This is a genomic window from Arthrobacter sp. MDT1-48-3, from assembly GCF_054511015.1.
Window position 1 is genome coordinate 60380 of sequence record NZ_JBTNDL010000001.1, and the last position, 19888, is coordinate 80267.

At 69.1% G+C, this 19888-nt stretch carries 21 protein-coding genes; 13 read left to right on the forward strand and 8 right to left on the reverse strand.

The window, feature by feature from the left end; genetic code table 11:
- Positions 1–260: 260 nt before the first annotated feature.
- Positions 261–1877: a chaperonin GroEL gene (gene groL / locus ACX80L_RS00260; RefSeq protein WP_208738963.1), complete on the reverse strand. Its 1617-nt coding sequence runs from the start codon at positions 1875–1877 to the stop codon at positions 261–263.
- 73 nt (positions 1878–1950) lie between these two features.
- Positions 1951–2247: a co-chaperone GroES gene (gene groES / locus ACX80L_RS00265; RefSeq protein ID WP_055768411.1), complete on the reverse strand. Its 297-nt coding sequence runs from the start codon at positions 2245–2247 to the stop codon at positions 1951–1953.
- 326 nt (positions 2248–2573) lie between these two features.
- Between groES and ACX80L_RS00270 the strand changes: the two genes are divergently transcribed.
- The 6 genes from ACX80L_RS00270 (at position 2574) to ACX80L_RS00295 (ending at position 8358) form a co-directional block, all read left to right on the forward strand.
- Entirely contained in the window at positions 2574–3518 is a 945-nt protein-coding gene (locus ACX80L_RS00270; protein ID WP_133082515.1) for a siderophore ABC transporter substrate-binding protein, read from the forward strand.
- 32 nt (positions 3519–3550) lie between these two features.
- A complete protein-coding gene (locus tag ACX80L_RS00275; RefSeq protein ID WP_133082514.1) occupies positions 3551–4564 on the forward strand; it encodes an ABC transporter permease in 1014 nt (337 codons plus the stop codon).
- Complete coding sequence (locus ACX80L_RS00280) at positions 4554–5567, forward strand: iron chelate uptake ABC transporter family permease subunit (protein WP_459286964.1); 1014 nt, start codon at positions 4554–4556, stop codon at positions 5565–5567. The genes ACX80L_RS00275 and ACX80L_RS00280 overlap by 11 nt, the downstream gene beginning before the upstream one ends.
- Entirely contained in the window at positions 5564–6322 is a 759-nt protein-coding gene (locus tag ACX80L_RS00285; protein WP_459286966.1) for an iron ABC transporter ATP-binding protein, read from the forward strand. Before ACX80L_RS00280 ends, ACX80L_RS00285 begins: the two co-directional genes overlap by 4 nt.
- Before the next feature lie 9 nt (positions 6323–6331).
- The gene (locus ACX80L_RS00290) at positions 6332–7546 is read left to right on the forward strand and encodes a class I SAM-dependent methyltransferase (protein ID WP_459286968.1); all 1215 of its coding nucleotides are present in this window, start codon (positions 6332–6334) and stop codon (positions 7544–7546) included.
- A 110-nt stretch (positions 7547–7656) separates the two neighbouring features.
- Complete coding sequence (locus ACX80L_RS00295) at positions 7657–8358, forward strand: HAD family hydrolase (RefSeq protein ID WP_459286970.1); 702 nt, start codon at positions 7657–7659, stop codon at positions 8356–8358.
- 64 nt (positions 8359–8422) lie between these two features.
- On the opposite strand, the gene ACX80L_RS00300 is transcribed toward ACX80L_RS00295, so the two are convergent.
- Both ACX80L_RS00300 and ACX80L_RS00305 read right to left on the reverse strand, forming a co-directional pair.
- Positions 8423–8716 carry a DUF503 domain-containing protein gene (locus tag ACX80L_RS00300; protein ID WP_208738968.1) on the reverse strand — a complete coding sequence of 98 codons (294 nt, stop codon included), beginning with the start codon at positions 8714–8716 and terminating at the stop codon, positions 8423–8425.
- A gap of 32 nt (positions 8717–8748) precedes the next feature.
- Positions 8749–9762: a LacI family DNA-binding transcriptional regulator gene (locus tag ACX80L_RS00305; protein WP_133082509.1), complete on the reverse strand. Its 1014-nt coding sequence runs from the start codon at positions 9760–9762 to the stop codon at positions 8749–8751.
- Positions 9763–10197: 435 nt separating this feature from the next.
- On the opposite strand from ACX80L_RS00305, the gene ACX80L_RS00310 reads away from it, so the two are divergent.
- Both ACX80L_RS00310 and ybaK read left to right on the forward strand, forming a co-directional pair.
- A complete protein-coding gene (locus ACX80L_RS00310) occupies positions 10198–10554 on the forward strand; it encodes a hypothetical protein (protein WP_133082508.1) in 357 nt (118 codons plus the stop codon).
- Between the two features lie 16 nt (positions 10555–10570).
- Complete coding sequence (gene ybaK, locus ACX80L_RS00315; protein ID WP_459286973.1) at positions 10571–11065, forward strand: Cys-tRNA(Pro) deacylase; 495 nt, start codon at positions 10571–10573, stop codon at positions 11063–11065.
- 27 nt (positions 11066–11092) lie between these two features.
- Here the strand turns inward: ybaK and ACX80L_RS00320 are convergent, their stop codons facing one another.
- Entirely contained in the window at positions 11093–11929 is an 837-nt protein-coding gene (locus tag ACX80L_RS00320; protein WP_459286975.1) for a PhzF family phenazine biosynthesis protein, read from the reverse strand.
- Positions 11930–11960: 31 nt separating this feature from the next.
- The gene (locus ACX80L_RS00325) at positions 11961–13415 is read right to left on the reverse strand and encodes an APC family permease (protein WP_459286977.1); all 1455 of its coding nucleotides are present in this window, start codon (positions 13413–13415) and stop codon (positions 11961–11963) included.
- 224 nt (positions 13416–13639) lie between these two features.
- On the opposite strand from ACX80L_RS00325, the gene ACX80L_RS00330 reads away from it, so the two are divergent.
- Together ACX80L_RS00330 and ACX80L_RS00335 are read left to right on the forward strand one after the other, a co-directional pair.
- Positions 13640–14086: a VOC family protein gene (locus tag ACX80L_RS00330; protein ID WP_459286979.1), complete on the forward strand. Its 447-nt coding sequence runs from the start codon at positions 13640–13642 to the stop codon at positions 14084–14086.
- Entirely contained in the window at positions 14083–14787 is a 705-nt protein-coding gene (locus ACX80L_RS00335) for a maleylpyruvate isomerase family mycothiol-dependent enzyme (protein WP_459286981.1), read from the forward strand. Before ACX80L_RS00330 ends, ACX80L_RS00335 begins: the two co-directional genes overlap by 4 nt.
- A gap of 16 nt (positions 14788–14803) precedes the next feature.
- On the opposite strand, the gene ACX80L_RS00340 is transcribed toward ACX80L_RS00335, so the two are convergent.
- Together ACX80L_RS00340 and ACX80L_RS00345 are read right to left on the reverse strand one after the other, a co-directional pair.
- Positions 14804–15532 (reverse strand): trypsin-like serine protease, encoded by a 729-nt coding sequence (locus ACX80L_RS00340; protein ID WP_459286983.1) that lies wholly within the window; start codon positions 15530–15532, stop codon positions 14804–14806.
- Positions 15523–15654, reverse strand: a complete 132-nt coding sequence (locus tag ACX80L_RS00345; protein ID WP_459286985.1) for a hypothetical protein — start codon at positions 15652–15654, stop codon at positions 15523–15525. The genes ACX80L_RS00340 and ACX80L_RS00345 overlap by 10 nt, the downstream gene beginning before the upstream one ends.
- Before the next feature lie 305 nt (positions 15655–15959).
- On the opposite strand from ACX80L_RS00345, the gene ACX80L_RS00350 reads away from it, so the two are divergent.
- From ACX80L_RS00350 to ACX80L_RS00360, 3 genes are all read left to right on the forward strand, one after another.
- Positions 15960–18026, forward strand: a complete 2067-nt coding sequence (locus ACX80L_RS00350; RefSeq protein WP_459286987.1) for a beta-galactosidase — start codon at positions 15960–15962, stop codon at positions 18024–18026.
- Complete coding sequence (locus ACX80L_RS00355; RefSeq protein WP_133082500.1) at positions 18004–18942, forward strand: ABC transporter permease subunit; 939 nt, start codon at positions 18004–18006, stop codon at positions 18940–18942. The genes ACX80L_RS00350 and ACX80L_RS00355 overlap by 23 nt, the downstream gene beginning before the upstream one ends.
- 95 nt (positions 18943–19037) lie before the next feature.
- Positions 19038–19871 carry a carbohydrate ABC transporter permease gene (locus ACX80L_RS00360; protein ID WP_133082590.1) on the forward strand — a complete coding sequence of 278 codons (834 nt, stop codon included), beginning with the start codon at positions 19038–19040 and terminating at the stop codon, positions 19869–19871.
- Positions 19872–19888: the final 17 nt, after the last annotated feature.

A 19888-nucleotide genomic window follows, 5' to 3' on the forward strand; every position in this document is an offset into this window, starting at 1 on the left:
GCCTTCGTCGTCCGGCCGCCCGACAGCGCCGGCCGCCCGACAGCGCCCGACAGCGACCGCCGAACGTCCTGCTGTGCGGACCGACCCACTGATCACGGCCCTCCGGTGGGCATGTCCGAGCATTCCCACCGGCGCGAGCCGATCGGTGGGCGCTCCCGTCGACACCGAGGCGCCACGGGCCCGCTGACACACAGCAACACCCCGGCTCGGAGGAGCCGGGGTGCTGCAGTCGAACGGGACGGGCTCGGAGCCCAGGCGTCCTAGTGCGAGTGGCCGTGGCCCTCTTCGCCGTCGGACTCCTCGGGCTTCTCGACCACGAGGGTCTCGGTGGTGAGCACCAGCGCCGCGATGGAGGCGGCGTTGCGCAGTGCGGAGCGCGTCACCTTCACCGGGTCGATGATGCCGGCCTCCACGAGGTCCTCGTACTCGCCGGTCGCGGCGTTGAAGCCGTTCCCGACCTCGAGGTCGGAGACCTTCGCGACGACGACGTAGCCCTCGTGTCCGGCGTTCTCGGCGATCCAGCGCAGCGGCTGGGCGAGGGCGCGGCGGACGAGTCCGACGGCGGTCGCCGCGTCGCCCTCGAGTGCGAGGACGTCGGGATCGGTGTCGAGTGCCTTGCCGGCGTGCACCAGCGCGGAACCGCCGCCGGCGACGATGCCCTCTTCAAGGGCTGCACGCGTCGAGGACACGGCGTCCTCGATGCGGTGCTTCTTCTCCTTGAGCTCGACCTCGGTGGCAGCGCCGACCTTGATGACGCCGATGCCGCCGGCGAGCTTCGCGAGGCGCTCCTGGAGCTTCTCACGGTCCCAGTCGGAGTCGGTGCGCTCCACCTCGGCGCGGATCTGCGCCACGCGGTCGGCGACGTCGGACTCGCTGCCGGTGCCGTCGACGATGGTGGTGGCGTCCTTGGTCACGGTGATGCGGCGTGCGGAGCCGAGCACCTCGAGGCCCACCTGGTCCAGCTTGAGGCCGAGATCCGGCGAGACGACCTGCGCACCGGTGAGGGTGGCGATGTCCTGCATCATGGCCTTGCGGCGGTCACCGAACCCCGGGGCCTTGACGGCGACGACGTTCAGGGTGCCGCGGATCTTGTTGACCACGAGGGTGGAGAGAGCTTCGCCCTCGATGTCCTCGGCGATGATGAAGAGCGGCTTGCCTGCCTGCAGGGCCTTCTCGAGCAGCGGGAGGAACTCCTGCAGCGAGGAGATCTTGCCGGAGTTGATCAGGATGAGCGCGTCCTCGAGGACGGCTTCCTGGCGCTCGGCATCGGTCACGAAGTAGGGCGAGAGGTAGCCCTTGTCGAACTGCATGCCCTCGGTGAGGACGAGCTCGGTCTGCGTGGTGGAGGACTCCTCGATGGTGATCACACCATCCTTGCCGACCTTGTCGAACGCCTCGGCGAGGAGGTCTCCGACCTCGGTGCTCTGGGCGGAGATGGACGCGACGCTGGCGGTCTGCTGGCCCACGACCTCGCGGGCGTTCTCCAGGAGGCGCTTGGCGACGGCCTCGACCGAGACCTCGATGCCGTGCTTGAGCTGGCCGGGTGCGGCTCCGGCGGCCACGTTGCGGAGGCCTTCCTTGACCAGTGCCTGCGCGAGGACGGTGGCGGTGGTGGTTCCGTCACCGGCGACGTCGTTCGTCTTAGTGGCGACTTCCTTGGCCAGCTGCGCGCCGAGGTTCTCGTAGGGGTCGTCGAGCTCGACCTCACGGGCGATCGTGACGCCGTCGTTCGTGATCGTGGGGGCGCCCCACTTCTTGTCGAGCACGACGTTGCGTCCGCGGGGGCCCAGCGTCACCTTGACGGTGTTCGCGAGCTTGTCCACGCCGGCCTCGAGGGCACGGCGGGCGGCGTCGTTGAATTCCAACTGCTTTGCCATTGTTGATTCCTTTCAGGCTTGTGCAGCGAGAAAAACCCCGGCCACTGCGGGCCGGGGCTTTCCAATCGGGGTACTACTTGACGACGACGGCGAGGACGTCGCGGGCGGACAGCACCAGGTATTCCTGGCCTCCGTGCTTGACTTCGGTTCCGCCGTACTTCGAGTAGATGACGATGTCGCCCTCGGCGACGTCGACGGGGACGCGGTTGCCGTTGTCGTCGACGCGACCCGGTCCGACTGCTACGACCTCGCCCTCCTGGGGCTTCTCCTTGGCCGTGTCCGGGATGACGAGGCCGGAAGCAGTGGTCTGCTCCGCTTCGAGGGGGCGGACAACAATGCGATCCTCAAGAGGCTTAATAGAGACCGACACTCGGGCTCTCCTTTGCGTTCGTTACCAATGGAATGTAGGCCGTCGGGTTGGCGTGAACCGTCGTCGCGGTGCCGGCGAACGCTTCCCTCGGGATTAGCACCCGCAGGGAGCGAGTGCCAACTCCGACTGTATGCAAGGGCTGGCACTCGGTCAAGGCGAGTGCCAGCGTTGACAGGCCGGAGGCGAAATGGTGACCGACGTCACTCCGAATAGGGCATGCTTCGGTTGCGTAATTCCCGAGCTTCCCTCTAGATTCGTAGAGGTAAGGTACCCCTTACTTCCACGACATCGGGCCGGGCCGGCCCCTTCCACTCGGAGTTCATCCCATGGCACACGTGCGCCTCGCCGTCCTTTCCGCAGCCGCTGCGGCCACCCTCGCCCTGACGGCCTGCGGTGGTTCCTCCGAAGCTGCCGACGAGCCGGCAGCGGCCTCGACCGTCTCGATCGAGCACGCACAGGGAACCACCGAGGTGCCCGTGGACCCCGAGACCGTCTTCACGTTCGACCTCGGCGCACTGGACACGCTGGACGCACTCGGCGTCGACGTCGCAGGCGTCCCGCAGGGAACGCTGCCCGAGCAGCTCTCGGCCTACGAGGGCGGCGACACCACGAACATCGGGTCCATGAAGGAGCCCGACTTCGAGGCCATCGCCGCCGCCGCACCGGACCTGATCATCATCTCGGGGCGCGTCGCGGACTCCTACGGCGAACTCTCGGAGATCGCGCCGACCATCGACCTCAGCGTGGACGCCACCGACCCCATCGCGAGCTTCACCGGGCACACCGAATCCCTCGGCCGCATCTTCGGCGCCGAGGACGAGGTCGCGGAACGCCTGGACGCCCTCGACACCCGGATCGCCGAGACGAAGGAAGCGGCAGCATCCGCCGGCGACGGCCTGATCCTGCTGACCAGCGCGGGCGAGGTCACCGCCTACGGCACCGGGTCCCGCTTCGGCCTCATCCACGACGTGCTCGGGGTCGAGCCCGCAGCCGCGGTGAAGAACGAAGGCACGCACGGCGAGGCCGTCTCCTTCGAATACATCGCCGAGGTCAACCCGGCCCACCTGTTCGTCATCGACCGGGACGCCGCCGTCGGCGAGGCAGGCGCGGCCGGATCCGCCGTCCTGGACAACGAACTCGTCAACGGGACCGACGCAGCGAAGAACGACGCCATCACCTACCTCGACTCCGCGAGCTGGTACCTGATCGGCTACGGCCTGAACAACCTCGACGCCATGGTCTCCGCCGTCGACGAGGCCGTCGCGGCCTGATCCGCTCCGCCGTACCCACGGCCGGCGCCCCCATGGCAGCACTCTCCCTCCGGCCCCAGCGGGCCGCACAGCAGCACGGCTCCACCCGATCGCCGGCCCTCTGGCCGGCCGGCGGAGCCGTGCTGCTGCTTGCCGTCCTCAGCCTCTTCGTCGGAGTCTCGGAGGTCTCCCCCGCCGACCTGCTGGGCGGCGACCCCGATGTCTGGCAGACCTTCCTGGTGAGCCGGGTCCCCCGCACGCTGGCGATCATCCTGGCAGGCGTCGCCCTCAGCGTGGCCGGCTTCATCCTGCAGCTCATGGCCCGCAACCGGTTCGTGGAGCCCTCCACCGTCGGCACGGTGGAATCGGCCACGGCCGGGATCCTCGTCGCCACGCTGCTCCTGCCCGGTGCGCCGATCGTGGCGAAGATGGGAATCGCGGCCGTCTTCGCTGTGGCCGGGACCGCACTCTTCCTGGCCGTCCTGCGGCGTATCCCGCTGCGGAACACCCTGATCGTCCCGCTCGTCGGGATCATGCTCGGCGGCGTCATCGCGGCGGTGACCACCTTCTTCGCCTACCGCTTCGACCTGCTGCAGACGCTCAACACCTGGATGATCGGGGACTTCTCCGGCCTCGTCCGCGGCCGCTACGAGCTGCTGTGGATCGTCGCCGTCCTCGCCGTCGTCGGCTATGTGTGCGCGGACCGCTTCACCGTGGCCGGCATGGGCGAGGAGTTCACCACCAACCTCGGGCTGGACTACCGGCGCACCATGAACCTCGGACTCGTGCTGGTCAGCCTGATCAGCGCCGTCGTGGTCGTGGTCGTGGGAGCCATCCCGTTCCTCGGGCTGATCGTCCCCAACCTCGTGTCACTGCTCATCGGTGACAACGTGCGCCGGTCCGTGCCCTGGATCGCCGTCTTCGGCGCAGGCTTCGTCCTCGCCTGCGACATCCTCGGGAGGATCATCCGCTTCCCCTACGAGGTGCCGGTCGGCGTGATCGTCTCCGTGGTCGGCAGCGCCCTGTTCATCGCCCTGCTCGTCCGGAGGACCGCCCGTGCGCGCTAGGACCACCGCCCTGCCCACCGCCGTCGTGCAGACCGGGCGGAAGCCCGCGAAGACCCTCCCGCCCGCCGCCTGGCTGGTGGTGCTCGGCATCGCCGCCGCCGCACTCATCGCGGCCTTCCTCCTCGTCGACCTCCAGGGGAACCTCGCCTACGTGCTGCCGCGGCGCCTGAACCGCGTCGGAGCCATGGTGCTGGTCGCCGCCGCCGTGGGCGTCTCCACCGTGCTGTTCCAGACCGTCACCGGCAATCGCATCCTGACGCCGTCCATCATGGGGCTGGATGCGCTCTACATCCTCATCCAGACCGTCCTCGCCTTCGCCCTCGGCGCCTCGACCCTCCTCACACTGGGCGCGCCCCTCCGCTTCGCCGTCGAGGTCACGCTCCTGGTCGCCTTCTCCTGGCTGCTGTACCGGTGGCTCTTCACCGGTGGCGGGCACAGCCTCCACCTGCTGCTCCTGGTGGGGATCGTGTTCGGTGTCTTCTTCCGGGGTGCCTCGTCCCTGCTCCAGCGCCTGATGGATCCGAGTGAGTTCATCATCCTGCAGGACCTGTTCTTCGCGAGTTTCAACCGCGTGGACCCGATGCTCCTGCTGATCTCCGCCGTGGTCGTCGCCGGGCTCTGCGTACCCGCCTGGCGCCTGCGCCACCGCCTCGACGTCCTGGCCCTGGGCCGGGACACCGCCGTCGGGCTCGGGGTGGACCACCGGCGGACGGTGACGCTGGTCCTCGTGATCTGCTCGGTGCTCGTCGCCGTCTCCACGGCCCTCGTAGGACCGGCGACGTTCTTCGGCCTGCTCGTCTCCGCCCTCGCGTACCAGCTGTGCAGCTCCTTCCGGCACGCGGTCGTGCTTCCCATCGCCGTGCTGCTCGGCGTGATCGCCCTCGTGGGCGGGCAGCTGGTCCTCGAGCAGGTCTTCGAGTTCGACACCGCGCTCAGCATCGTGATCGAGTTCACCGGCGGAATCGTCTTCCTCGCACTCCTCCTGAAAGGCCGTATCCGATGATCACCATCGACCACGCCACCAAGCGCTACGGCAGCTCCACCGTGGTGGACGACGTCACCTGCACCATCCCGAGCGGGGGTGTCACCTCGATCATCGGACCCAACGGCGCGGGGAAGTCCACCCTCCTGTCGATGATGAGCCGGCTCCTCCCGCTCGACGCCGGCTCGGTCCGGGTGAACGGGCTGGACGTCAGCACGACGCCCGGTCCCGCCCTCGCGCGGACCCTGTCCATCCTGCGCCAGGAGAACCAGCTGACGGTCCGGCTCTCCGTGCGCGACCTCGTGGGGTTCGGCCGGTTCCCGCACAACAACGGGCGGCCCACCGTGGTCGACCGCGAGCACATCGACCGGGCGCTCGACTACCTCGACCTCACCGACCTGGCCGACCGGTTCGTGGACGAGCTCTCGGGCGGGCAGCGCCAGCGGGCGTTCATCGCCATGGTGCTGGCGCAGGACACCGACTACATCCTGCTCGACGAACCGCTCAACAACCTCGACATGAGGCATTCCGTGGACATGATGCGTCTGCTCCGCCGGCTCGTGGACGACCTCGGGAAGACCGTGGTGCTGGTGATCCACGACATCAATTTCGCCTCCTGCTACTCGGACACGATTGTGGCGATGCGCGACGGCGCCCTGATCCATTCGGGCACGCCGGAAGAGATCATGACACCGCACGTGCTGCGGGACGTGTACGACGTGGACATCCAGGTGGAGCGGATCCGGGGCAACAGGATCGGCGTCTACTTCGCCTAGGCTGGCAGCATGGCTTCGGACAACATCGCGGACATCCTGACGCCCGAGGGCTGGCAGCTGCTGAACTCGCTCGGGCCCTACACCGAGGCAGACAGCCTGCGCCTCTCGGAGCAGCTGCGGAAGGCCGGCCACTCCCCCGAGGTGGTCGCCGCCGCCCTCACGCAGTCACGCCTGCGCGCGAAGGCGTCCGCGAAGTTCGGGCCCTTCGCGGAGCACATGGTGTTCACCTCGACCGGACTGGAGCAGGCCACGCGCCTGATGGTCGCGGCACGCCATGCGCAGCGCTTCGTCGACGCCGGGCTCGTGAGGGTCGCGGACCTCGGCTGCGGCCTCGGCGCGGACAGCATGGCCCTGGCCACCCTCGATCGCGAGGTCACCGCCGTCGAACTCGACGAGACGACCGCCGCGGCGGCGACCATGAACCTGCTGCCCTTCCCCAACGCGCGCGTCGTGAACGCCGACGCAGCATCCGTGGACACCGCGGACTACGACGGCGTGTGGCTCGATCCGGCACGCCGGACCACGACGACGTCGGGTACGTCGCGACTCTTCGACCCCGAGGCGTTCTCGCCTCCCCTGTCCTTCGTGCAGCGCCTGGCGGACGGCGGGACGCCCGTCGGCGTGAAGATGGGCCCCGGCATGCCGCACGGGGCGATCCCGTCGACGTGCGAGGCGCAGTGGATCTCCGTGGACGGGGACGTCACCGAGGTGGGCCTCTGGTTCAACGCGCTCCGCCGCGACGGCGTCCGGCGGGCTGCGCTGGTCATCGGTCCCCGCGGCGCCGCGGAGATGGTGTCGGGGGCGGAGTTCGGCGAGGGCCCCACCGCCGCGGTCGGCGAGCCCGGTGGCTACCTCTACGAGCCCGACGGCGCCGTGATCCGCGCCGAACTCGTGGCGGACCTCGCAGCGCAGCTCGGCGGGCACCTGCTGGACCCGATGATCGCCTACATCTGCGCGCCGTCGTTCACCGACACTCCTTTCGCGCGCGCCTACCGCGTGCTGCAGGTACGGCCCTACAACGTGAAGGCGCTCAGGGCATGGGTGCGCTCGGAAGGCATCGGCGTCCTCGACATCAAGAAGCGCGGCACGTCCGTGACGCCGGAGGAGGTGCGGAAGCAGCTGCTGACGGGATCGGGCAAGGGACGCAAGAAGGCCACGCTCGTGCTGACCCGCATCGGCGACGAACGGGTGGCGGTCGTCGTCGAGCCCGCCGGCCCGGCGTGACGGCAGGCCACACATCGCCCTTGCCCGCAACCGACCGTGCCGCGCACCGTCCGGGTGTCCGCGTTCCTAGACTCGGTGGGAGAACAGACGGATCGAGCGGGAGGCAGCAGATGGCGGACGGCACGGCGGAGACACCGGGAAGACGGCACGGCGTGCTCTTCGACGTCGACGGGACCCTCGTCGACTCGAACTACCAGCACACCCTCGCCTGGTGGCAGGCGTTCCGCCGGTTCGGCCACGACGTCCCCATGGCGGAGATCCACAGGGCCATCGGGATGGGCGGCGACAAACTCGTGGCGCACCTCCTCGGCGAGGACCGCGACGCCGACGAGGACGCCGAACTCGACGCGACGCACGGCGCGGTCTTCTCGACCTACTGGCCCGGCCTCCGCTCCTTCGAGGGAGCCGCGGACCTCGTGCGCCGCTGCGCCGACGACGGCCTCACGGTGGTCCTCGCGTCGTCCGCCTCCCAGCAGGAACTGGGCGTGCTGCGGGGGATCATCGGCGCCGACGAGGCGATCAGCGCCGCGACCAGCTCCTCCGACGCCGAGAACAGCAAGCCCTCCCCGGGCATCCTCCGGGCGGCGCTCGACGCGGGCGGCCTGGATGCGGCAGACGCCGTGTTCGTTGGGGACTCGGTGTGGGACGTCCTCGCCGCCTCCGACCTGAAGATCCCCACGATCGGACTCGCCTCGGGCGGAACGAGCGAGGCCGAGCTGCGCGACGCCGGGGCGGTCGAGGTGTACAAGGACATCCGGGCGCTGCTCGACGCGTTCGACGACGGCGCGCTGCACAGACTCGCGACCTCCTGAGGGCAGCGCGCGGGCGGGCACCCGGTGGGGCGGACCGGAGTCCGCACCCGCCCGCCTGCCGGCGTTAGTCCTCGCTGCTCAGGAGCCGCCGCCGGGCGCTCAGGAGCTCCACCTCCGGCCTCGCGGCGACGTATCGCTCCACGCGATCCAGCACGTCCACCAGGTGCTGCCGGTCGCCCCCGACCATGCCGACCCCGACGACGGCCCGGCGGTGCAGGTCCTGGTTGCCGACCTCGGCGACGGACACCTCGAACGTGCGGCGCAGGTCCGACACCAGCGGACGCACCACGGAGCGCTTGCCCTTCAGCGAATGCACGTCGCCGAGCAGGACGTCGAACTCGATGAACCCGATCCACATGGCGGTCCTCCTTGGGCTGGGCGCTACCCGGACTAGGCCGAATCACGCCAGACGACGGTGGTCTCCAGGACCTGCACCGGACTCGGCAGTCCCCTGATCTGGGCCAGGACGAGCTCTGCGGCGGTGCTGCCGAGCAGGTCCGCGGGCTGCCTGACCGTGGACAGCTGCGGGCGGGTACGCAGCGCCCAGCTGCTGTCGTCGAAGCCGACGATCCCGACGTCGTCGGGCACTTTCCGTCCTGATTCCTGCAGGGCTGTCATGGCCCCCGCGGCGACGGCGTCGGACGCCGCGAAGACGCCGTCGATCTCGGGGCAGCGACGCAGCAGCTCCTGCATCCCCTCGAGGCCCGCCGCGTAGGTGTAGAGCGGGTACTCGACCACGAGCGAGGCGTCGAAGCGCCCGCCCAGGGCGTTCCGGAAACCGGTGAACCGGTCATGTCCCGAGTCCCGGTCCATCGCGCTGGCGATCATGCCGATCCGCTTGCGGCCCGTCTCCACGAGCCGCCGCGTGATCGCCTGGGCCGCCGCCGCGTTGTCGATGGCGACGTACGGGAGGTCGGGCGTGCCGGGGGGATGCCCCACGAAGGCCGCCGGCACACCGATGTCCCGCACCGCCGACGCGATGGGGTCCGACGCCCGGGCGGAGACGATCACCGCACCGTCCACCAGCCCGCCCCGGAGATAGTCGGCGACCCTGCGGCTGTCCCGGTCCGAGTCGATGATGAGCGAGACGAGCTGGTAGTCGGCCTTCGAGAGCACGGCGTTGGCGCCGAGGAGGATGGAGCCGATGTTCGGGTCCTCGAACAGGAGCGAGTGCGGCTCGTGGATGATCAGGGCGATCGCCCGGGATTCCTGGGTCACGAGGTTCCTCGCGGCCGAATTGCGCACGTATCCCACCTGGGCGATGGCTTCCTCGACGGCTGTCCGTGCCTCGTCCGACACGTAGCGTTCGCCGTTGACGACCCGGGAGACGGTGCCCCGGGAGAGCCCCGCGGCGCTCGCGACGTCATTGATCGTCGCCCGGCGGTTACGGGTGCGAGGGGGCATATCTGTACTGTAGCCGAGCCTCTCCGGGCCATCGGCGCGGAAAGGGCGTAGGGTGAAGGCAGTTGTCTAGAAGAAGGCGGCTGCCCCCGGTTCTTCTCTTCGTTCCCCGGTGCTACCGCCGGGCACGCAACAGCAGAGCACCATCCCCGATAGGGGGAGTGCATCATGAGCAACCACGAAGCCCTTCTTCCACAGCCGCTCGCAGGCGGTGCAGCATCCCGACCTGCGCCCACGTCCAGTCCACGCCCCGGCACGCGCCGCGCTGTCCTGACGACGTAACCCCTTCCCGCGGGCTCTCCAGCGCCCTGACGCGGTGACTGCGCACCTCGCACTCCCGCACCCGATCGCTCCCGAGCACATCACGCTCGGGCGGTCCCCTCCGCCGGCCCATCCTGCACCGGCACTGCTCTCCAGACACTGCAAAGGATCACCACCATGACGCAGCACATCGAAGAATTCCTCCAGGAATGCACCACCGTCACCGCCGACGGCACCCTCGCATCCCTCGATGAGGTCGAGGGCCTCTACCTCTACTGGTCCTCCCTACGAGCCGTGGCCACCTCGGACGGCACGGACGAAGCGGACCCGACGGACACCAGTGCCGTCCTCGACGCCCTCCGGTCCCGCGGAGTGGAACCGGCCCGGCGCGACGGCGTAGATTATCTCGAAGGGCTCGTCCTCACCGGCCCGGTGATGACCGACTTCATCCTGTCCTGCGACTTCACCGGCGCCTGGGGCCACCCGGACGTCCGGGAGCTGGCGCCGGCGGGAGACGTCGCCGCAGCGTCGTAACACCCGAGGAGGTGCCGTGGGCAGGAAGGTCGCAGGGTCCCGCAGCACCCCCGCACTGGCCACCCTCACCGCGGCCGGCATCCCCTTCACCGCCCGGCCCTACCAGCACGACGAGGGCGTCTCCTCCTACGGGCTGGAAGCGGCCGCCGCCCTGGGAGTCCCACCCGAGCGGGTGTTCAAGACGCTCATGACGAGCGTCGACGGCACTCTCGTTGCCGCGGTCGTGCCCGTCAGCGGATCCCTGGACCTCAAGGCGCTGGCCGTCGCGCTCGGCAAGCGGAAGGCCGCGATGGCCGATCCCGCACTGGCCCAGCGGCGGACGGGCTACGTGCTGGGCGGGATCTCCCCCATCGGGCAGCGGCAGCCCTCCCCCGTCGTGATCGATCTGTCGGCCCACGACCATCCGACGGTGTTCGTGTCCGGGGGCCAGCGCGGCTTGGACATCGAGCTGGCGCCCGCCGATCTCATGTCCGCCACGAACGCCCTGTCGGCACCCATCGCAGGACCCTAGCGCGCAGATCTCCGTGGCGGCGCGCTCCTATGCGCCGATCGGCACGGCTCCGCCCGAGACCGTCACGCCGCCCGTGCGGGGTATGCCGACGGTGATGACGGAGGGACGGCCGACGTCGGCTCCCTGGTGCACAGTGAGGGTCGCCGGCGGCGTGACCTCGCCCCGTGCCCGCAGGTAGGCGCCCAGGGATGCCGCCGCGGACCCGGTCGCAGGATCCTCGCGGATCCCGCCGGGAGGGAACGGATTGCGGGCCTCGAAGACCGCGGGACCGAGCCGGTGCACGACGGCGACGGTCGCATTCCATCCCTGCGTGGCCATGAGCCGCTTGAGCCCGTCGTAGTCGTAGTCGAGGCTCCTCAGGACGGCGGCATTGCGCACGGGCACGATCGGATGGATGTTCCCCGCGAAGGACAGCATCACGGGCAGGTCAGGGGCCAGGTCGTCCTCGCCCAGGCGCAGGTGGCGCAGCAGGTCCGTGCGGACGGCGGGCGCGATGACCTCGACCCGCGGCTCGACCGTCACGAGGGACGCGACGAACGGGCCCGACACGTTCCTGCTGTCGACGCCGAGCGGGCCGACCGGCGTCGACAGGAGCAGGGTCCCTGCCCCCTCGCGTTCCGCGAGCGCGACTCCCGTGGCGATCGTCGCGTGGCCGCAGAACGGGATCTCGGCCTCGGGTGCGAAGTAGCGGATCGTGGCCGCGCCGCCGGACCGCTCCGAGATGAAGGCGCTTTCCGCATAGCCCAGGCCGGTGGCGATGGCCTGCATCTCCCCGGTCGTCAGGCCGTCGGCGTCGAGGACCACCCCGGCGGGGTTCCCGCCGTCGGCGCGGTCGGTGAAGGCTGCGTAGCGGAGGATCTCCATGCTGCGATGCTAGCGGCAGCCGGGCGCTTGTTCAGCCGTCGACCGCCGTCGGGTCGCCCGCTTCGGTATTGGTCCTGCGGTTGATCAGCCAGGTCACGAGCCAGAGCACGACGCCGATCGCCATGAGACTGCCGGCGATCTGGTACTGGACGACGTCGCGCCCCACCCACGGACCGGCGAGGAAGGCGCACAGGAGTGCCGCCACGACGGGAAGCGGGCCCGGGGACGTGAAGAACACCTTCCGGTTGACGTCCCGCTTGCGGCGCAGGACCACGCAGGCCACGTTCACGATGGTGAACACGCACAGGAGCAGGAACGCCGTGGTGCCCGAGAGGTTCGCGACGATGTTGCTGTCGGGATCGCTGGTCACGTAGAGGATCAGACCGAGGGCCAGGACGGTCGAGAAGGCGATACCGGCCCAGGGCGTGCAGCGCACGGGCAGGACCTTGGCGAGCGGACGGGGCAGGACGTCCTGCCGTGCCATCCCGTAGATCAGGCGGCTCGCCATGAGCATGTTGATCAGGGCCGTATTGGCGACCGCGAAGACGGCGAGGAAGGGGAAGATCCTGTCGATGGGGAAATCGGGCGAACCCTTGTGCACCACCTCGAGCAGGGCCGCTCCCTCGGCCTCCCGGATGCCCTCCAGTTCGGTGGGGCTGAGCACCGTGACCACGGAGATCGCCACCAGCATGTAGAAGATGACGGCGATGCCGAGGCCGGTCAGCATGGTCCGGGGGAAGATGCGCTCGGGGTTCTGGGTCTCCTCGACCATGTTCACGGAGTCCTCGAAGCCCACCATGGCGAAGAACGCGATGGACGTCGCGGCCGTCACCGCGAGGAACATGCCCTTGTCCTGGTAGTCGGTGAAGACGAAGATCTCACCGACGTTGCCGTTGCCCTGCGCCATCGCGAGGAACCCGACACCGATCACGATGCACAGTGCCGCCACCTCCACGAGGGTCAGCACGACGTTGAACTTGACGCTCTCGCCGACCCCGCGGAGGTTGATCACGGCCAGGAGGACCATGAAGCCGAGCGCGACGGCGGTGATCACACCCTGGCCCGGCATGTCCAGCCAGCCGTTGATCTCGAGTCCGCCGAAGAAGTTCTGGGCGAGCACGTTCGCGGACGTGGCGGCGCTGGTGATGCCCGAGCAGACGACGGCGAACGCCACCAGGAAGGTCACGAAGTGGATGCCGAACGCCTTGTGGGTATAGAGCGCGGCCCCCGCGGCCTGGGGGTACTGCGTCACGAGTTCGAGATAGGAGAACGCGGTCAGCGTCGCCACGATGAAGGCGAGCAGGAACGGCAGCCAGACCAGGCCGCCGACCGTGCCGGCCATGGTGCCCGTCACGGCGTAGACGCCGGCCCCGAGGATGTCCCCGACGATGAACAGGAGGAGCAGTTTGGGTCCGAGGACCCGCTTCAGCTCCGGTTCCCCGGTGGTGGTGGGTGCGTCGGACACGTGCTCGGCAGAAGTACTCATGGTCGGCCTCCCCTGTGGTTTTCCACCTCACTGTGGCCCTGATCAGCCTGCTTAGCAAGAGGTGCGCACGAGAAATCCGCGGGCGTGGAGAGGACCGCCGTCGCGCCCCTGCCGTGGTACCCCTTGCCGGATCGACCGTCCGGCACAGATGATTTCCCGAGCTACCGTCCGTCTCAGAGGTACCAAGAGCCCAGCAGGGCCACCACAGGAACAGGAGAGCGGCCATGTCCACCAACGTCTTCATCAACCTCCCCGTCAGTGATCTCGCGACGTCGAAGGAGTTCTACACCAGCTTCGGCTGGACGCTCGACCCCAACTTCTCCAACGACGACGCCGGGGCCGTGATCATCAGCGACACCATCTACCTGATGGTCCTCGGGCACCATCACTGGGCGCTGTTCACGGACAAGCCGGTCGCCGACACCCGCACCACCTCCGCCGTCATCAACGCCCTCGGTGTGGAGGATCCCGCCGAGATCGACACCCTCGTGGACAGGGCCCTCGCGGCCGGCGCCACCGAGGGCAAGGCCCAGGATCTCGGGTTCATGCGCTCGCGCTCCTTCGCGGACCCGGACGGCCACGCCTGGGAGATCATGTGGATGGACCCCATCGCCCGGACCGGCGACTGGGAAGCCGTCCAGGCCAAGTACGGGGAGCAGCAGCCGGCATGACGCCGGGCCTCGGGCCGGCACGACGACGCGCGGCCTCCGGCACCGGGGGCCGCGCGGTCGTGACTGCCGGTGACGCGCTGTGGGACCTGGTCCATGCGGAGCGTGCGTCCCTTGCGGACGACCTCGCCGCGCTCTCCCCGGAGCAGTGGGACCTGCCTACCCTCTGCGGCGAATGGAGCGTCGAGGAGGTGACGGCGCATCTCTCGGCGGCAGCCTCCGTCGGTGGCCGGACGTGGATCAGGAGCATGCTCCTCGCGGGCTTCCGCCCTGCCGTTCACAACCGGCGCAGGCTGTCCGAGCACCGCGGCCCCACTGCCGCGGCGACGCTCGACCGGTTCCGCGCCGTGGTCAACCTGTCCATCGCACCGTCGCCGCACCTGCCGGCATACCTCGGGGAGATCGTGGTGCACGCCCAGGACATCCGGCGGCCGCTGGGCATCGCCACGCAGCCCGGCGTCGACGCCCTGCTGCCGGTGGCGGAGTTCTTCGTCGCGAGGAACTTCACCGTCCCGAGTCGCCGTGTCGCATCCGGCCTGCGACTGGACGCGACCGACGCCCCCTTCGCGTCCGGCGAGGGGCCCGAGGTCCGTGGAAGTTTGCTCGCCCTCGTGATGTGCCTCGCCGGACGCCCGGCGTATCTCGCCGACCTGTCGGGGCCAGGGGTGCCGGTCCTGCGGTCGAGGATCACCGGCGGGGCCTGACCCCGGCAGGACGATGTCAGAGCTCGTCGGCGAGCCAGTCCTGCACCACGGGGATGTCCACGCGCTGGTAGCCGCCCAGGTAGCGGCAGTTCGCGGTGTAGGTGTAGCTCGTGACGGCCACGATGTAGTCACCGTGGAACACGGGTCCGCCTGAGTCACCGAAGCAGGTGCCGCCTCCGCCGCGGTTGTCGTTCGGGTTGCCCTGCAACTGCAGGATCTGCGGCGTCAGCTTCTGGCCCGGCGATGTGGTGTTCCGGCGGATCAGCGGGTAGGACATGGGCTGGGGCTTCTGCGGGCCGGCCTCCGGCTTGCGCACCTCCGTGCCGTAGCCGACGACCTCGAAGAGGGTCCGGTTGAGCGCGGGCGACGCGAACTGGTCGAGGTACCCGACCGGCGCGATCGTCGCCGGCTCGATATCGGTGACCGGCTCGTCGAGGACGATGAGACCGACGTCGTTCCAGTTGTCGACATCCGTGAAGTCCGAGTACCCGGGATGGGTGGCAGCGGTGCCCGACAGGTAGCCGGCGCTGGTGATCTCCGCGTCCGTGTACCCCACCGACGCATCCGCTGCGTCAGGGAACGGTGCGGGCGGCGCCACAGCCACCACGGAGTCGAAGGTGACCAGGGTGCTTCCCACTGTCCCGTCGGTGCAGTGCGCCGCGGTCAGGAGGACGGTCGGCTCGATCAGGGTCGCCGAGCAACGGTACCGGCCGCCATCGTCACCGTAGGCGAGGATCAGCCCCACATTCGGGTGCTCCTCGCCGTCGGGCTGCCCTCGGTGATGGCCGACGCGGGGGACGCGCCGGCGACGGACAGGGCGACCGCCGTGGCGGCGAGCAGGGCGGAGCTACGGAGAAAACGTCTCATCATCGAAACCTTCCCAGGAAGAAGAGTGGTTCGAGAACGGTACAACTCCACGGGGGCCGAGAGCCACACTCCCGCTGCTGCGGAGGTCCGGGACGGACGTCGCCGCGCAGGGAGGGACGTACCGGTCGAGCAGCGGGAGCATCGACCGCCGTTGACAGCCGATGTGACCGCAGTTACTCTGGGAACGTTCACAGATTCTCGATGGAGAGCTCGGCCGCCCAATTCTGGGAGCGTTCACAGAACGCCGCTCGTCTTCTCCCTCACGCAGTCGCAGGGATTCGGCACACCCCCACCGAGGAGCAGGCTTGGCACGCACAACCACCGTCGCAGGACTGTCCGGCACAGGACAGCTCGTGTATGGGTGCGACTACAACCCCGAGCAGTGGGACCCGTCCGTGTGGCACGAGGACGTCCGGCTGATGAAGGAGGCCGGCGTCAACCTGGTCGCCGTCAACATCTTCGGCTGGGCGGAGCTCGAGCCCGAGGAGGGCACGTTCCGCTTCGAGAACCTCGACGCGGTGATGGACCTCCTCGCGGAGAACGGGATCGGCGTCAACCTCGGCACCGGGACGTCGTCGACCCCCGCGTGGCTGAGCACGGCGCATCCCGAGATCCTCCCCCGCGCGGCCGACGGCACCGTCCGCTGGCCCGGCGGCCGCCAGGCCTTCTGTCCCAGCTCCCCCGTCTACCGGGACTCCGCCCTCGCCCTCGTGCAGAAGGTGTCCGCGCGCTACGGCAGCCACCCCGCCCTGCGCATCTGGCACGTCTCCAACGAGATCGGGTGCCACAACTCCCTGTGCTACTGCGATGTCTCCGCCGAGGCGTTCCGGGACTGGCTCCGCGCTCGCTACGGGGATCTCGATGCGCTCAATGCGGCGTGGGGCACCGCCTTCTGGAGCCAGCGCTACTCCGCCTGGGAGCAGATCCTGCCCCCCAGGCTCACCCTCTCGGCCACCAACCCGACGCAGACGCTCGACTTCAACCGCTTCAGCTCGGACGAACTGCTCGCGCACTACTCGGCCGAGGAGGCCGTCCTCCGTCGGAACAGCGATGCCCCGGTGACCACCAACTTCATGGTCGCCGCGCACATCCGCAACCAGGACTACTGGACGTGGGCACCGGAGATGGACGTCATCGCGAACGACCACTACCTCGACCACCGCCTCGACGCGCCGCTGGCCGAGCTGGCCTTCGCCGCCGATACCACGCGCGGGCTCGCGCAGGGCCGGCCCTGGCTGCTCATGGAGCACTCCACCGGAGCCGTGAACTGGCAGCCGCGGAACATCGCCAAGGGCCCCGGCGAGATGATCCGCAACTCACTCACCCACCTCGCCCGTGGCGCCGACGGCCTGTGCTTCTTCCAGTGGCGGGCCTCCCTGCAGGGCAGCGAGAAGTTCCACTCCGCGATGGTGCCGCATGCCGGCACGGATTCGCAGATCTGGCGCGACGTGGTCGAACTCGGCTCCTCGCTCGGAAAGCTGCGCGAGCTCGCGGGCACCACCGTGCATGCCGAGGTGGCGCTCGTCTTCAGCTGGGAGGCCTGGTGGGCCCACGACCAGGACTCGCATCCGTCCGGCGACGTACGGTACATCGAGCAGATCCATGCCGCGTACAGGGCGCTCTGGGATGCCGGGATCACCGTCGACGTCGTGCCGCCCGGCGCCGACCTCTCCGCCTACCGGCTCGTGGTGGTCCCGAACCTCTATCTGGTCCGCGACGAGCACGCCGCCGTCATCAGCGACTTCGTGGAGAGCGGAGGCTCTGCCTTCGTCACCTTCTTCAGCGGGATCGTCGACGAGAACGAGCGGGTGCGGCCCGGAGGCTATCCCGGGGCTTTCCGGGATCTGCTCGGCGTCCGCTCCGAGGAGTTCTTCCCCCTCGATCCGGCGCATCCGCTTCCACTCGACAACGGTTCGCCCGCGTCCCTGTGGTCGGAGGCGCTGCGCCTGACCACCGCCGAGCCGGTGCTCAGCTATGCGACCGGCCATCACGCCGGCGCACCCGCCGTCACCCGCAACCGCTTCGGCACGGGCGAGGCCTGGTACGTCGGCACCGTGCTCGACGGCAGCGTCCTGAAGGACCTGCTGCTGCGCGCCGCCGTCACCGCCGGGGTCCGGCTGACCGAGGCGCAGTCCGGCCTCGAGGCCGTGACCCGCCGCGGCAACGGACACGACTACCTCTTCCTGATCAACCACTCCGCCGAGGACCGCAAGCACCGGGTCCACGGCCTGGAACTGCTGACCTCCGAGGCCGTGGCCGACGTCGTCGTCGTTCCCGCCGGCGCCGTCCGCGTCGTTCGCACCACCCCAGCACGTCCCGACACCGACGGCTCGTCGCAGAGCCGAAAGGATGCAGGCAATGACAGTCATTAGTACGCCGGCGGAGGCCCCGAAGGCGCCCCCGGCCACGAGGAAGAACCGCTCGTCGGGGGCACAGCGCCGCGCGGTGGCCCTGTTCATCGCACCCTTCGCGATCCTGTTCCTCGCCTTCTACGCGATCCCGATCGTCTACGCCGTCGTCCAGTCGCTGCTCACCGTGGAGCGCGAGGGCACATTCGGCAAGCCACGGCAGGTCTTCGGCGGCTTCGTCCAGTACGAGCAGGTGTTCCAGAACACCGCGTTCTGGGAATCCGTGGGACGCGTGCTGCTCTTCGGCGCGATCCAGGTGCCGGTGATGCTCGGCCTCGCCCTGCTGTTCGCGCTGCTCCTCGATTCTCCCCTGCTCAAGGGCAAGAAGTTCTTCCGGCTCGCGTTCTTCGCCCCCTACGCCGTGCCCGGGGTGATCGCCGCGATCATGTGGGGATTCCTGTACTCGCCGTCGCTCTCCCCCTTCGGCGCGGTCACCTCGAACATCGACTTCCTGTCCGGCAACCTCGTCCTCTGGGCGATCGCGAATATCGTGACCTGGGTCTACGTGGGCTACAACATGCTCATCATCTACTCGTCGCTGCTCGCCATCCCCACCGAGATCTACGAGGCGGCCCGGCTCGACGGTGCGAGCAACATCCAGATCGCCTGGCGCATCAAGATCCCCCTGGTGATCCCCGCGATCATCCTCACCGCCGTGTTCTCCATCATCGGGACGCTCCAGCTCCTGGCCGAGCCGCAGACGCTGCGCAGCTTCAGCTCGGCGATCAACAGCACCTTCACACCGAACCTCGCGGTCTACACCACGGCGTCCGTGCCGAACTACAACCTCGCCGCGGCGTTCTCCGTGGTCCTGGCCCTCGCCACATTCATCCTCTCCTTCATCTTCCTGAAGTCGACCCAGCGGAAGGTCACCCAGTGACGGCAGCCCCAGCCACCGCCCCCAAGCGCCAGCGCGGGGGACGTTCGACGGCGAACAGCGCCGACACCCGCACCCGCGGACCGCGGCAGAGCGTCATGTCCCGCAGCGCCGCGATGCTCATCATGGGGGTCTTCACCCTCTACTTCCTGACCCCTATCTGGTGGCTGCTGACCACGTCCACCAAGACGGGCGGCGAGGTCACCTCGACCGCACCCCTGTGGTTCACCGCGGACTCCCTCGGGACGTTCTTCGGCAACCTGGGACGGCTCTTCTCCTACGGCGACGGACTGTTCGGCCGCTGGCTGCTCAACTCCGCCCTCTACGCCGGCGTGGGCGCACTGATCGGCACGATCATCGCTGCGATGTGCGGCTATGCGCTCGCCAAGTACGAGTTCAGGGGACGCGAGGCGATCTTCAACATCGTCCTCAGCGGCGTCCTGGTCCCCGCGACCGCCCTGGCCCTGCCCCTGTTCCTGATCTTCAGCCAGGTGAACCTCACCAACACCATGTGGGCCGTGTTCCTGCCGAGCCTCGTGAGTCCCTTCGGCGTCTATCTGGCACGGATCTACGCCGCCGCCAGCGTGCCGGGGGAACTGCTCGAGGCGGCCCGGCTCGACGGCTCCGGAGAGATCCGCACCTTCTTCACGGTGTCCACACGTCTCATGGCACCGGCGCTGGTGACGATCTTCCTGTTCCAGTTCGTCGCGATCTGGAACAACTTCTTCCTGCCCCTGATCATGCTCCGCGACCAGGACCTCTTCCCCGTGACGCTGGGCCTGTACGCCTGGAACAGCCAGATCAGCCAGATCCCCGAACTGCGGTCCCTCGTGATCGTCGGGGCGCTCGTCTCGATCCTCCCGCTGATCATCGCCTTCCTCGCACTCCAGCGTTTCTGGAGCAGCGGGCTCGGCGCCGGCAGCGTCAAGTAGCACCACTCCCCGACCAG

What these genes read in the sequence shown, in the direction of transcription:
- ACX80L_RS00270 (WP_133082515.1), top strand. Translation starts at nt 2,574, where the DNA reads ATGGCACACGTGCGCCTCGCCGTCCTTTCCGCAGCCGCTGCGGCCACC.
- groL (WP_208738963.1), bottom strand. Translation starts at nt 1,877, where the DNA reads ATGGCAAAGCAGTTGGAATTCAACGACGCCGCCCGCCGTGCCCTCGAG.
- ACX80L_RS00300 (WP_208738968.1), bottom strand. Translation starts at nt 8,716, where the DNA reads ATGTGGATCGGGTTCATCGAGTTCGACGTCCTGCTCGGCGACGTGCAT.
- ACX80L_RS00285 (WP_459286966.1), top strand. Translation starts at nt 5,564, where the DNA reads ATGATCACCATCGACCACGCCACCAAGCGCTACGGCAGCTCCACCGTG.
- ACX80L_RS00290 (WP_459286968.1), top strand. Translation starts at nt 6,332, where the DNA reads ATGGCTTCGGACAACATCGCGGACATCCTGACGCCCGAGGGCTGGCAG.
- ACX80L_RS00335 (WP_459286981.1), top strand. Translation starts at nt 14,083, where the DNA reads ATGACGCCGGGCCTCGGGCCGGCACGACGACGCGCGGCCTCCGGCACC.
- ACX80L_RS00345 (WP_459286985.1), bottom strand. Translation starts at nt 15,654, where the DNA reads ATGAGACGTTTTCTCCGTAGCTCCGCCCTGCTCGCCGCCACGGCGGTC.
- ACX80L_RS00305 (WP_133082509.1), bottom strand. Translation starts at nt 9,762, where the DNA reads ATGCCCCCTCGCACCCGTAACCGCCGGGCGACGATCAATGACGTCGCG.
- ACX80L_RS00310 (WP_133082508.1), top strand. Translation starts at nt 10,198, where the DNA reads ATGACGCAGCACATCGAAGAATTCCTCCAGGAATGCACCACCGTCACC.
- ACX80L_RS00295 (WP_459286970.1), top strand. Translation starts at nt 7,657, where the DNA reads ATGGCGGACGGCACGGCGGAGACACCGGGAAGACGGCACGGCGTGCTC.
- ACX80L_RS00360 (WP_133082590.1), top strand. Translation starts at nt 19,038, where the DNA reads ATGTCCCGCAGCGCCGCGATGCTCATCATGGGGGTCTTCACCCTCTAC.
- ACX80L_RS00330 (WP_459286979.1), top strand. Translation starts at nt 13,640, where the DNA reads ATGTCCACCAACGTCTTCATCAACCTCCCCGTCAGTGATCTCGCGACG.
- ACX80L_RS00325 (WP_459286977.1), bottom strand. Translation starts at nt 13,415, where the DNA reads ATGAGTACTTCTGCCGAGCACGTGTCCGACGCACCCACCACCACCGGG.
- ACX80L_RS00320 (WP_459286975.1), bottom strand. Translation starts at nt 11,929, where the DNA reads ATGGAGATCCTCCGCTACGCAGCCTTCACCGACCGCGCCGACGGCGGG.
- ACX80L_RS00355 (WP_133082500.1), top strand. Translation starts at nt 18,004, where the DNA reads ATGCAGGCAATGACAGTCATTAGTACGCCGGCGGAGGCCCCGAAGGCG.
- ACX80L_RS00275 (WP_133082514.1), top strand. Translation starts at nt 3,551, where the DNA reads ATGGCAGCACTCTCCCTCCGGCCCCAGCGGGCCGCACAGCAGCACGGC.